The organism is Christiangramia pacifica (genome assembly GCF_057221535.1).
The window spans coordinates 1,882,264-1,895,741 of sequence record NZ_CM170146.1; the positions used below are offsets into that span (position 1 = coordinate 1,882,264).

A 13,478-nucleotide genomic window follows, 5' to 3' on the forward strand; every position below is an offset into this window, starting at 1 on the left:
CTGTACTGAATGAACTTTTCGATCTCAAAATATCTTAATTCTTACACAGAAGCAGCGCCACTGGCTGTTTTTAGGATTGGATTTGGAATTATGATGTTTGCCAGTATAGTTCGTTTCTGGATGAACGGCTGGATCGAAAAGCTTTATATAACTCCAAAATTTCATTTTAGTTATTACGGATTTGAATGGGTGAAACCGCTTGGCGATTTCACCTATTTGCTTTTTATAGTTTGTGGTCTGGCAGCTTTACTCGTCGCTATCGGATTCAAATACAGGATTGCCATCATTACTTTTTTCCTGAGCTTCACCTATATCGAGCTCATGGATAAAACTACTTATCTCAATCACTACTATTTTATAAGTATTCTGAGTTTTTTGCTAATCTTTCTTCCTGCCAATGCCTACTTTTCTTTAGATGCATGGAGGGATCCACGGAAAGCATTTCAGAGAATTCCACGATGGTGTATTGATGCCATTAAACTTCTGCTGGGAATTGTCTATTTCTATGCAGGGCTCGCAAAATTAAATTCTGACTGGCTTCTAAAGGCAATGCCTTTAAAGATCTGGTTGCCGTCTAAATATGATCTTCCAATTTTAGGCGACCTTATGCAGCAGGAATGGGTGCATTATGCCTTTAGCTGGAGCGGAATGCTTTACGACCTTTTTATTCCATTTTTACTTTTGTATCGAAGAACCCGATTTATGGCATTTCTTGCCGTGATCGTTTTTCATGTGATGACGCGTGTTTTGTTTCCTATTGGTATGTTCCCTTATATAATGATCATAAGCGTGCTTATATTTTTTAGTCCGCAGATTCACCATAACATACTTCAAAAATTATCAAATTTTTTACGTCTTGATAAAACGAGATTTGACAATAACCGGATGCTATTTAGAAAACCTCTTGAGCGAAAGTTTGTGACCTCTGTGGTTGCCGTATTTTTTGTGATTCAGCTATTATTTCCATGGAGATATTTATTCTATCCGGGAGAGCTTTTCTGGACTGAAGAAGGTTTCAGGTTTTCCTGGAGGGTTATGCTTATGGAAAAAGCCGGCTATGCTGAATTCAAAGTGGTTGATGGTAAAACAGGCAAAAGATTTTATGTAGATAATTCAGATTTTCTTACTCCTTTTCAGGAAAAACAAATGTCTTTTCAACCCGATTTTATTCTGCAATACGCACATTTTCTGGCGGAACATTTTAGAAAGGATGGTCATGAAAATATAGAGATTTATGTAGATAGTTACGTAGGCCTTAATGGCAGAAAAAGTGCTCCCTATATAAGTCCCGATGTTAATTTGCTTAATTTCGCGGATTCGTTTGAACACAAAACATTTATTTTACCCTTCGAAGATGAAATTAAAGGTCTTTAGTATATTTTTCTTTTTTACGCTGCTAACGAATGCGCAGTATTCATTAAGCGGAAAGATAACATCTGCTGAAACTGGTGAACCTGTTCCAAACGCAGAAGTTTGGAATAAATCGACGGGATCCCTAGTGATTGCAAATGAAAACGGAACTTTTCAAATTCTCAATCTGGAAGAAGGGACCTATACCTTTGCCGTTTTTAGTTATGAATATGAAATTATTGAAAGGGAGATTTCTATCCAACAAAATACCATTTCCAATTTTCAATTATCACCTCTCGCGGAGAGTCTTAGCGAGGTGATGATCACCAACAGGAGAGAACAACTTTTTGCGCTTAGAAAACTTCGAAAGGTAGAAGGTACAGCTATATATGCCGGTAAAAAGAGTGAGGTGGTGCTTCTGGACAAAGTATCCGCAAATTTAGCTGCGAATAATGCAAGGCAGATCTACAGCCAGGTGGTAGGGCTTAATATCTATGATAATGGCGATGCAGGTTTACAATTAAATATTGGAGGGCGAGGATTGGATCCAAACAGAACTCAAAATTTCAACACCAGGCAAAATGGGTATGATATTTCAGCTGATGTTCTGGGATATCCGGAAAGTTATTATACGCCACCACCGGAAGCTCTTCGTGAAATTCAGGTGGTTCGTGGAGCCGCATCTTTGCAATATGGTACACAGTTCGGTGGACTCATAAATTTCAGGTTTAAGGAACCGGTTCGTGATAAAAAGATCGAATTGATTTCCAGGCAAACAGTTGGTTCTTATGATCTTTTCACTAGTTTCAATAGCTTAAGTGGAACCGTGGGTAATTTCAGTTACTACACTTATTATAATTATAAGGGTGGTAAGGGTTTCAGGCCAAATTCGGAATACGATTCCCATAATGCTTTTGCCCATCTGGGCTGGAAGTTTAATGACAAAACCAGGCTGAGTTTCGAGTACACTTACCTGGATTATCTCGCACAACAACCCGGTGGATTAACCGATAAAAAGTTTTATGAAGATCCTGAATTCAGCAACAGATCGCGAAACTGGTTTGATGTAAACTGGAATCTTTATGCTTTAAAATTTGAGCATCAGCTTTCAGATAAAACAGATTTTAGTCTTAATGTTTTTGGGCTGAATGCTTCCAGAAAAGCATTGGGTTTCAGGCAAAATAGGGTGGCCCTGCCAGATGATCTTGAAGAACCAAGAGAATTATTGATTGATGATTTTTCTAACTGGGGGACGGAAGCAAGAGTTCTTACCAGGTATAACTTATTCAACGAAGAGTCGGTGTTACTTCTGGGAAGTAAATATTACCAGGCCTCTAACATGCAGCAACAGGGAGCAGGAAGTGTGTCTTCCGGACCAGATTTTAGTTTTGCTGGTGATGAATTTCCAAATTATGAAAGGCAGTCGCAATTTGATTTTCCAAACAGAAATTTGGCATTTTTTGGAGAGAATATTTTTAACATCACCAATAATTTTTCGGTTACTCCTGGCTTTAGATTTGAATTTATCAACACAGAGGCAGACGGCTTTTATAAGAATATTATAAATGACAATGCCGAGAATACTTTGTTGAATGAAACTATTCAGGATGATAGAAAGTTTAAGCGAAATTTCCTTCTACTTGGAGTAGGCAGTAGTTATAATCTGAATGCTTCTAATGAATTATATGCGAACTTTTCTCAGAATTACCGCTCTGTAACTTTTAATGATATTAGGGTGATCAATCCAAGTTTCCAGGTAGATCCAAACATTAGGGATGAGGAAGGCTTTACTTCCGATCTTGGGGCTAGAGGTCGTTTAAAGGATTATTTGTCTTACGATGCAAGTATCTTCGCTTTGAAATACAATGATAGGATAGGGGAAACTCTAAAACCGGAATTAAGAGTGAATGCCGGCGGTGTACTTGAAGAAACCGGAAGACTGATAAGATACAGAGGAAATATAGGTGATGCGTTTATTTACGGATTGGAGACCTTTGCCGAATGGAATTTGAGAAATTCCTTTTTTCCAACTGCCGAAAACTACAAACTGAACGTTTTTATGAATGTAGCTTTTACAAAATCAGAATATATTTCTTCTGAAGAAGTGAACGTGGAAGGCAACGAAGTGGAATTTATTCCTGCTGCAAATCTAAAAACAGGTTTGAACTTTGGGTATAAAAACTTCCTGGCAGGTCTTCAGTATACTTATTTAAGTAAGCAATACACAGACGCGACCAACGCCCCGCAGTTAAGAAATGAAAATAACCGGGGAATTCAAGGTGCTGTTCCGGCGTACGGAATTTTAGATTTCTCTACATCATATAGTTTGGGGAGATTCAGGTTGGAAGCGGGTATAAACAATCTCTTGAATAATTCTTATTTTACGCGAAGAGCCACAGGTTATCCTGGCCCGGGTATCATTCCGGCGCAACCAATAACGTGGTATACCACCTTGCAGGTAAAATTCTAACTATGCAGAAGCTTGAGGTGCCCAGTGATTGCAAAGCATTCCTGGCGCTGCTTTCTGAGGATTTGCGCAGGTTGGCGAAGAATACCTACTGCAATTAAGACAGTTTGGTTCATTCTTGATTGCCGCTTTCATTTTAAAGCTGTCGCAGGTATGTTGTGAACTAACACTGGTCTCATGCTTACTGCAGAACTCATTTTTGAAACGCTCACAATTCACACAGCTATTTCCTAATCTAATGCTCATAACCTTCAATTTTTGATTCACTTAAATTTACAATTGATAGATTTAAGAAACAATATAAATTACTCTGAATCAGTTGTTTATATAAATGTGTTTGCTATACTTGAAAATTACCGGAAAATTTTCTGATCTATAGCTGTTGTTTATTTTCTCTTAACACACAAATGACTCGTTTTCTCACTAATTAGCCTTACATTTGCATGCAATTAAATCCTTAATTGCAATGACAGCACACGACTCAAAGATCCTTGGCGACGGACTTACCTATGACGATGTACTTTTGGTACCGGCATATTCTGAAGTGCTTCCAAGGGAAGTAAGTATCCAGACAAAATTTACTCGTAATATTTCTATTAATGTACCTATCGTTTCCGCAGCGATGGATACAGTAACTGAATCACGTATGGCAATTGCCATGGCTCGTGAAGGAGGGATTGGTGTTCTTCATAAAAATATGAGCATAGAGCAGCAGGCCCTGAAGGTTCGAAAGGTAAAGCGTGCGGAAAGTGGGATGATCATAGATCCTGTTACTTTACCAATTTCAGCGAGAGTGCGTGATGCTAAAGAATCGATGAAAGAGCATAGTATTGGTGGAATTCCGATTGTAGATGAAGAAGGGAAATTATTGGGAATTGTAACCAACAGGGATCTAAGATTTGAAAAGAATTTGAATCGACCTATCGCTGAGGTGATGACTTCTGAAAACTTGGTAACGGTAGCAGAAGGTACTTCTTTAGATGATGCAGAAGACATACTTCAGGAAAATAAGATCGAAAAACTTCCAGTGGTCAATGATGACGATAAGCTGGTTGGATTGATCACTTTCAGGGATATTACAAAATTAACGCAGAAGCCAATGGCCAATAAGGATGGTTATGGTAGATTAAGAGTTGCAGCTGCAGTTGGCGTTACTGGGGATGCTGTAGATCGTGCAGAAGCTTTGGTGAATGCTGGAGTGGATGCGATAATTATAGATACTGCTCATGGTCATACCAAAGGTGTGGTGCATGTTTTAAAAGAAGTAAAAAATAAATTTCCAGATCTTGAAGTTGTGGTAGGTAATATCGCAACCGGTGATGCGGCGAGGTATCTTGTGGAGGCAGGAGCAGATGCTGTTAAAGTTGGAATTGGGCCTGGTTCGATCTGTACCACCCGTGTAGTTGCCGGGGTTGGTTTTCCTCAATTTTCTGCAGTACTTGAAGTGGCGGCTGCGATTAAAGGTACAGGCGTTCCGGTGATCGCAGATGGAGGAATTAGATATACGGGAGATATTCCTAAAGCGATTGCAGCAGGTGCAGATTGTGTGATGTTAGGTTCACTACTCGCGGGAACCAAAGAATCTCCGGGAGAAACAATTATCTACGAAGGAAGAAAATTCAAATCTTATCGCGGAATGGGTTCTGTGGAAGCAATGGAAAAAGGTTCTAAAGACCGATATTTTCAGGATGTGGAAGATGATATAAAGAAACTGGTTCCAGAAGGAATTGTAGGTCGAGTTCCATATAAAGGTGATCTGGAAGAAAGTATTCACCAGTTCGTAGGAGGATTGAAAGCCGGGATGGGTTATTGCGGAGCGAAAGACGTCGAAACACTTAAAGAAACCGGAAAATTTGTGAGAATTACCGCCGCTGGAGTTCATGAAAGTCATCCACATGATGTAACGATCACAAAAGAATCTCCTAATTACAGCAGGTAGATTTCATATTTGTACAATAAAAAAAGCCCTGAATTTTCAGGGCTTTTTTAGTTGATAAACTTTTTAAATCTTAATTCTCGACTGTATTTTCTACAGCTGGTTTAGGTTCTTTAGGTTCAATTCCTAATTTGTCCATTACTTTTAAGGTGATATCATCATCAGCTCTTGAAAATGCCAATCCTGTCGCTCCGGCGTGAAAGATCTGGGTGAATCCTTCTTCAGCGATCACTTCTTTCATGGCCTTATCGATCTTTTCGTAAAGAGGTCCGGTTAGTTCATTACGCTTCATTTGCATCATTACAGAAGCTTTCTGACGAAAACCCTTTATATCATTTTCGAGTTCGATGATTTTTGCTTCTTTTTCCTTTCGTGCTTCTTCCTCAAGACCTTCACTGGTAGCCTGATAATCTTTTACCAAAGTTTCATACTCCTGGATATTTTCTTTCAGATCACCTTGAAGTTCTGTATTGTATTCTTCGAGGTCTTTGGTTACTTCAGAATTCTGAGGCATTTGATTAAGGATATATTCAGCATCGATCGTACCAATCTTTGATTGTGCATTAGCTGAAATTGCGATGAATGATAATAGAAGTCCTAAAAATATGCGTTTCATTTTGTGTTATTTTTTCGCAAATATAACAGCCTGAGTAAAATATAACTAGATTTTTAATTTAAATTAGAAACTACTCGTTTTTTACACTTTTGCCTTCTTCAACAAAAGCCTTGAAATCTTCCATAAATTTCCAGGATTGCTTCTTAAAGGCGCTCGGCATGAACCAACCGAATAATTTTATAAATCCGCTGAACTGAAATTCATTCTCAACGATCCATAGAGTTTGATTTTCGAGGGTATTATTAAATCTGTTGACCTGGTAATTATAGACACCTTTTGCTTCGTAAGTGGCACTGAATTCATTAGGTAGATTATTTGTTATGATCGTTTCCGTCATTTCAATTTCTCTTTTACCCATTTTAAATTTCAAAAGGTTTTGGGAACCTTCAGTACCAAGTTCACCATTGATTGGTTTCATAAAGATGAATCCTCGCTGCCAGTGAGCCAGATTATCGGGATCAGAAAACTTAGCAACGACCTCTTTTCTTGGTTTTTCTAAAATAATTTCCTGTTGATATTTCATAACTCGCTGGTTTCACGCTTTCTAAAGATAGGATAGAATTAAATAACTGAAAAATTTATAATTTAAAATGCCGTTTTTCGTTATCGCTTTAGCTTGCAGAACCTTAACTAATTCTTATTTTTGCGCGGATGAAGACTTTAGAAGTTCAATAAGGCTCTTCTGGCATTTAAATTGACAGATGCTTAATAAATTGATTTTGAAGAAAAAATTTTTCGGGATTCTTTTAGGTTTTTTAGGCCTGCTTGTGACTGGTTGTAGTTATTTTGAACAGTCTGATGATCGTAAGGTCATAGTGAGGGTGAACGATTCCTATCTTTACGAAGAGGACATTGCCGCATTGCTTAATGAAGATACCTCCCCTGAAGATAGTTCTATTATAGTTTCGAATTATATCACACGCTGGGCCACTCAGCAATTATTGATTGATCGCGCAGAATTGAACCTGCCTGAAACACAGCAAAATGAATTTAATGGGCTGGTAGATAATTACAGGAATGAGTTGTATACCAATGCTTATACGGAGGCAGTAGTCTCCAGAGATCTGGATACTTCTCTGAACAGAAAAGAAGTTGAAGATTATTATGAGCAGAATAAAGAGAACTTCATTTTAAATGAGGATCTTGTAAAATTGCGATATATCAATCTTGCAAAAAGCAGCAATAATATTGATGAGCTAAAAACAAAATTCAGAAGATTCAATGAAAAGGATCAGGAAGAATTGATCAATATGGCTCTTCAGTTCAAGAATTATTCATTGAATGATTCAGTTTGGGTAAAGACTAAATCTGTTTATGATAAAATTGGTCCGCTTTCTGTAGAAGATAGATCACGCCTGCTTAAGAAATCAAATTTTATGGAACTACAGGATTCGCTAAATGTGTATCTTGTTTACGTAAATGATGTTCTAAGCCGAAATGAGCAGGCGCCATTGGAATATGCTTCGGCAACTATTCGTGAGATTTTGCTGAACAAGCGAAAACAAGCGTTAATTAAGGAATTAGAAAAAGATATTACAAAAGATGCAATTAAGAATAATGAATTTGAAATATACAATTAAATCTGTTTTAGCTGCGGGATGCCTTATGTTCTCCTCATTTGCCGGAGCACAGGAAGTGATCGTAACTGATAGTACTTCCATCCAGCCGGATGCCGAGCTGAAAAAAGAATCGGTTACAAAGCAGGGAGCCCAAAGAATGAAGGTTGACGGGATCGCTGCCGTGATTGGTGAATACATTATTCTGGACAGTGATGTAGATCTTATGTATAAGGATATGCAGAGTCAGGGAATGACCACTGCAGACGTTACAGATTGTCAGCTGGCCGGATCTCTAATGGAAGATAAATTGTATGCCCACCACGCCATTCAGGATAGTATCATTATACCAGATTCTCAAATCAACGGGATTGTAGATCAGCAGATCCAGGGATTGGCTCAACAGGCTGGTTCTATGGAAAAGGTGCTTGAATTCTATAAAAAAGAAAGTGAAGCTGAACTTAGAGATGAGATTTTTCAGTTGACTAAGCAAAGGCAACTGGCCCAGAGAATGCGTCAGAAGATCATTGAAGATATCGAGGTAACCCCAGAAGAGGTAAGACAGTATTATGTTGGCATGGAGGAAAAACCGATGTTTGGTACCGAAGTAGAATTATCTCAGATCGTAATTGAGCCTGAAATTCCTGAATCAGAAAAGCAAAAGGTTATTGACAGGTTAAATGAATTCAAAGCTGATATTGAAGAGAACGGGGCAAGTTTTGCTACCAAAGCCGTTCTCTACTCCCAGGATCCAGGGAATGCATCAGACGGTGGTAGAATCACTTTATCCAGAAAGGATGCATTCGTAAAGGAATTTAAGGATGTGGCTTTCAGCCTTCAGGAAGGTGAAATTAGTGATCCTTTTGAAACAGAATTTGGGTATCATATCATTCAGGTAGATAAAATTAGAGGTCAGACGGTAGATTTGAGACATATCATTCTGATTCCTGACGTGACCAATGCTTCCGTAGAAGAAGCGAGAAAAGAAATTGACACCATTAGGAGCAAAATAGTTTCAGGAACACTGGATTTTGCTGAAGCTGCTAAGGCTGCTTCCGATGAGGAAGAAACAAAAAACGATGGTGGAAAACTGATCAATCCAAGAACGGGAGATACAAGGTTTGAGCTTACTAAAATTGATCCTGAATTATTCAAGCAAGTGGAAAGCCTCGACGAAGGAGAAGTTTCATTAGTACTGACTCAGAAAGACAGAACTGGAAGACCTCAATTTAAGATCATGAAAGTGACTAAGAAAATTGAGGAGCACGAAGCTGATTATGCAACAGATTATCTAAAGATCAAGGAACTCGCTTTGAGAGATAAGCAACTTGATGCGATAGATGAGTGGCAAAAAGAGAAGATCAATGATACTTATATCAAAGTAAATGGAAAATACCGTGACTGTGATTATAATGGTGACTGGGTGAAAAACTAAACAATTATATGTCTGACGTAGCACTGGTAGAAAAATTAGTAGACAAAAATCGTGATCTCAAAAAGGAGATCTCGAAGGTGATCGTAGGTCAGGATGAGGTAATTAACCAAATTCTGATCTCTATTTTTTCAGGTGGTCATTCATTACTAATTGGAGTTCCGGGTCTGGCAAAAACGCTGATGGTGAATACCATCGCCCAGGCGCTGGGTCTTGATTTTAAACGAATTCAGTTTACGCCAGACTTGATGCCAAGCGATATTCTTGGTTCCGAAATTCTGGATGAGAACAGAAAGTTCAAATTCATTAAAGGTCCTATTTTTACGAATATTTTGCTGGCAGACGAGATCAACAGGACTCCGCCTAAGACACAGGCCGCATTGCTGGAAGCCATGCAGGAAAGGGCTGTAACTGTCGCTGGTCATCATTACAAACTGGATCTTCCATATTTTGTACTAGCTACGCAAAACCCGATCGAGCAGGAGGGAACTTATCCGCTTCCGGAAGCACAGTTAGACCGTTTCATGTTTGCGATCAATCTTGACTACCCTAGTTTTGAAGAAGAAGTAGATGTGGTGAAATCTACGACTAGCGATGAGCCGAAAGTAGTGAATGCTTTATTTTCTGCCCAGGAGATATCGGAAATTCAGCATGTGATTAAGAGAATTCCGGTGCCGGATAACGTGGTTGAATATGCAGTTAGACTGGTTGGAAAGACAAGGCCGTTAAATGGAGCGCCAGATCTAATTAAAAATTATGTGGATTGGGGAGCAGGACCGAGAGCCTCACAAAACCTGATCATGGCAGCCAAAACTCACGCTGCGGTAAACGGTAAATTTTCTCCGGATATTGAAGATGTCCAGGCCGTGGCTTTTGGAATTTTAAGACACAGGATCATTAAGAACTACAAAGCAGAAGCTGAAGGTATTACTGAAGAGGAGATTATTAAAAAACTCTTCTAAATTTTATAATTTCTTTAGCTAATTCATATTCAATCTAAAAAGCTCAGTTTGCCTTTTTCTATTCGTTATTTTGATAAATTCTCAATTTATCATATAAATATTGGTTTTTATTGAATTTTTAGCTATCAAAATTATAATTTCAAAAATTATTTATACTAAATTCTGACTAAAGCTTCTAATTTTCAAAATCCCCTGAAAATCCCTATTTTTGCAAGACTTTTTTAGAACATTAATTAAAACAGAATATGGCATACGATATTGATATGATTAAGAAGGTGTATAGCCAAATGGCTGAGCGTGTGAATACAGCACGTGAAGTTGTTGGTAAGCCTTTGACGCTTTCAGAAAAGATCCTTTATTCTCATTTATGGGATGGTAAGGCTAACGAAGCTTACACTCGAGGGAAGGATTATGTTGAGTTTTCACCAGATAGAATTGCTTGTCAGGATGCGACAGCCCAGATGGCATTGTTACAATTTATGCAGGCAGGTAAGAAGCAGGTAGCTGTTCCAACTACAGTTCACTGTGATCACCTTATCCAGGCGAAAATGGGTGCTGCAATAGATTTGCAGTCAGCTAATAAAACAAGTAGCGAAGTTTTCGATTTTCTGGAATCAGTATCAAATAAATATGGAATTGGATTCTGGAAACCAGGTGCAGGTATTATTCACCAGGTTGTTCTTGAAAACTATGCATTTCCAGGAGGAATGATGATCGGTACCGATTCTCACACAGTGAACGCTGGTGGATTAGGGATGGTAGCGATTGGTGTTGGTGGAGCCGATGCTGTTGATGTAATGGCTGGAATGCCTTGGGAGCTTAAATTCCCAAAACTTATCGGAGTTAAGTTAACCGGAAAACTTTCTGGATGGACTGCTCCTAAAGACGTGATCTTAAAGGTTGCTGGTATCCTTACTGTAAAAGGTGGTACCGGAGCAATCATTGAATATTTTGGAGAGGGTGCACGTTCAATGTCTTGTACAGGTAAAGGAACTATCTGTAACATGGGTGCTGAAGTTGGTGCTACCACTTCAACTTTCGGATATGACGATTCTATGGAGCGTTACCTGAAAGCAACCAATCGTGAGGATGTTGCTAATGCGGCTAATGAAGTTCGTGAGCACCTAACCGGTGATGACGAAGTTTATGCTAACCCAGAACAATATTTTGATGAGGTGATTGAAATCAATCTTTCAGAATTGAAGCCTCACCTTAACGGACCGTTTACTCCAGACCTTGCTACTCCAATTTCTGAAATGGGAGAAAAAGCGAAGGAGCACGACTGGCCAATTAATGTTGATTGGGGACTTATTGGTTCTTGTACTAACTCATCGTACGAAGATTTGACCAGGGCAGCTTCCATCGCAAAACAGGCGGTTGACAAGAAAGTAAAAGCAAAATCTGATTTCGGTATCAACCCGGGATCTGAGCAGATTAGATTTACTGCGGAAAGAGACGGATTGCTTCAGATCTTTGAAGATCTTGATGCGACTATCTTTACAAACGCCTGTGGACCATGTATCGGTCAGTGGGATCGTTCAGATAGAAAAGGTGAAGAAAAGAACACGATTGTTCACTCTTTTAACCGAAACTTCTCTAAGCGTGCCGATGGTAACCCGAATACACATGCTTTCGTAGGTTCTCCGGAAATGGTTGCCGCAATTGCAATTTCAGGACGTCTTGATTTTGATCCAACTCGTGATAAGTTAATGAACGAAGATGGAGAAGAAGTGATGTTGGATGAGCCGCAAGGAATTGAGCTTCCAACTAAAGGATTTGCTGTAGAAGATGCAGGATATGTTGCTCCAAAAGAAGATGGAAGCAGCGTAGAGGTGAAAGTAGCAAAAGACAGTGAAAGACTTCAGTTGTTAACTCCTTTCGAGCCATGGGATGGTAAAAACCTTACCGGTGCAAAATTGCTAATCAAAGCTCACGGAAAGTGTACTACAGACCATATCTCTATGGCTGGGCCATGGTTACGTTACAGAGGTCACCTGGATAATATTTCTAACAACTGTTTGATTGGAGCGGTGAACGCTTTCAATATGAAAACAAACTTTGTGAAAAATCAACTTACTGGTGAATACGATGGTGTACCTGCAGTGCAGAGAGAATACAAAAAAGAAGGAATTCCAACAGTGGTTGTGGGAGATCATAACTACGGGGAAGGTTCTTCCAGAGAACATGCGGCAATGGAGCCAAGACATTTAGGTGTTAAGGTTGTATTGGTGAAATCTTTTGCTCGTATTCACGAAACAAATCTTAAGAAGCAAGGAATGCTAGGTCTTACTTTTGATAATGAGAGCGATTACGATCTTATTCAGGAGGATGACACCTTCAACTTTGTAGATCTTGAGGATTTTGCTCCAGACAAACCATTAACGATCGAGATCGTTCATGCAGATGGAAGTAAGGATACAATCAAGGCAAACCATACTTATAACGCTCCACAGATCGAGTGGTACAAACATGGTTCTGCGCTTAATCTTATCAAGAAGCAGAACGCAGCTTAATTAAGCTGAAATTATAAAAAGAAAACTCCCTGAAAAGGGAGTTTTTTTATGTCTTAACTTTGCAGAAATTTTGCTCCAGCGCTATGAAGATATTTAAGAATCAATGGTCTAATATTATAATCGTTGTGATCATTCTGGCTATGATCATTCCGCAGACGAGAAAGCCGATCCAGATATTTGTAAACAAGCTCATTTCTTTTGCACCCTCGGTAAATGATGAAGATGATAGGGAACAAATCTCTGATTACAATTGGGTTCTTGAAAATGAAAGAGGAAAAAGAGTTGAGTTTTCTGAATTCGAAAATGATGTAGTGGTGGTAAATTTCTGGGCAACGTGGTGCCCGCCCTGTATTGCTGAAATGCCAAGTTTCCAGGAATTATATGTGGATTACGGAGATAAAGTAACTTTCTTGTTTGTTTCCAGTGAGCAACACGAAACTGTGGATGGTTATATGAAAAGAAACCGATTCACTCTGCCTTATTATAAGATGCTTACTAAAGCTCCAGAACCTATGGACGGCAGAACGCTGCCAACAACCTATGTGATCTCTAAAAATGGAAGTATTGTGGTGGATAAAGTTGGATCTGCAGACTGGAATAGTGAAAGTTTCAGAAAAACCTTAGATCAGCTTTTAGCTGAATAGTT

Annotated in this window: 11 protein-coding genes; 8 read left to right on the forward strand and 3 right to left on the reverse strand. The window is 38.9% G+C overall.

Features of this window, described 5'->3' with window-relative positions; translation table 11 throughout:
- Positions 1-9 precede the first annotated feature (9 nt).
- On the forward strand, positions 10-1,374 hold the full coding sequence (locus AC2S94_RS08745; RefSeq protein ID WP_484628229.1) for an HTTM domain-containing protein: 1,365 nt from the start codon (positions 10-12) through the stop codon (positions 1,372-1,374).
- Entirely contained in the window at positions 1,355-3,820 is a 2,466-nt protein-coding gene (locus AC2S94_RS08750; RefSeq protein WP_484628230.1) for a TonB-dependent receptor domain-containing protein, read from the forward strand. The genes AC2S94_RS08745 and AC2S94_RS08750 overlap by 20 nt, the downstream gene beginning before the upstream one ends.
- Here AC2S94_RS08750 and AC2S94_RS08755 read toward each other — a convergent pair whose 3' ends face one another.
- Complete coding sequence (locus AC2S94_RS08755) at positions 3,821-4,063, reverse strand: hypothetical protein (protein ID WP_484628231.1); 243 nt, start codon at positions 4,061-4,063, stop codon at positions 3,821-3,823.
- Positions 4,064-4,283: 220 nt separating this feature from the next.
- On the opposite strand from AC2S94_RS08755, the gene guaB reads away from it, so the two are divergent.
- Positions 4,284-5,756, forward strand: coding sequence for an IMP dehydrogenase (gene guaB / locus AC2S94_RS08760; RefSeq protein ID WP_484628232.1), 1,473 nt, complete (start codon positions 4,284-4,286; stop codon positions 5,754-5,756).
- A gap of 70 nt (positions 5,757-5,826) precedes the next feature.
- Here guaB and AC2S94_RS08765 read toward each other — a convergent pair whose 3' ends face one another.
- Together AC2S94_RS08765 and AC2S94_RS08770 are read right to left on the reverse strand one after the other, a co-directional pair.
- Positions 5,827-6,369: an OmpH/Skp family outer membrane protein gene (locus AC2S94_RS08765; RefSeq protein WP_484628233.1), complete on the reverse strand. Its 543-nt coding sequence runs from the start codon at positions 6,367-6,369 to the stop codon at positions 5,827-5,829.
- Positions 6,370-6,439: 70 nt separating this feature from the next.
- Positions 6,440-6,892, reverse strand: a complete 453-nt coding sequence (locus tag AC2S94_RS08770; protein WP_484628234.1) for an SRPBCC family protein — start codon at positions 6,890-6,892, stop codon at positions 6,440-6,442.
- 196 nt (positions 6,893-7,088) lie between these two features.
- On the opposite strand from AC2S94_RS08770, the gene AC2S94_RS08775 reads away from it, so the two are divergent.
- The 5 genes from AC2S94_RS08775 to AC2S94_RS08795 all read left to right on the forward strand — a co-directional run bounded on the left by AC2S94_RS08775 (position 7,089) and on the right by AC2S94_RS08795 (position 13,476).
- Entirely contained in the window at positions 7,089-7,949 is an 861-nt protein-coding gene (locus AC2S94_RS08775; protein ID WP_484628235.1) for a peptidyl-prolyl cis-trans isomerase, read from the forward strand.
- Positions 7,912-9,360, forward strand: a complete 1,449-nt coding sequence (locus tag AC2S94_RS08780; protein WP_484628236.1) for a peptidylprolyl isomerase — start codon at positions 7,912-7,914, stop codon at positions 9,358-9,360. The genes AC2S94_RS08775 and AC2S94_RS08780 overlap by 38 nt, the downstream gene beginning before the upstream one ends.
- Before the next feature lie 8 nt (positions 9,361-9,368).
- Positions 9,369-10,319: an AAA family ATPase gene (locus AC2S94_RS08785; RefSeq protein WP_484628237.1), complete on the forward strand. Its 951-nt coding sequence runs from the start codon at positions 9,369-9,371 to the stop codon at positions 10,317-10,319.
- 245 nt (positions 10,320-10,564) lie between these two features.
- Complete coding sequence (locus AC2S94_RS08790) at positions 10,565-12,832, forward strand: aconitate hydratase (RefSeq protein ID WP_484628238.1); 2,268 nt, start codon at positions 10,565-10,567, stop codon at positions 12,830-12,832.
- Positions 12,833-12,915: 83 nt separating this feature from the next.
- Positions 12,916-13,476, forward strand: coding sequence for a TlpA family protein disulfide reductase (locus AC2S94_RS08795; protein ID WP_484628239.1), 561 nt, complete (start codon positions 12,916-12,918; stop codon positions 13,474-13,476).
- Positions 13,477-13,478: the final 2 nt, after the last annotated feature.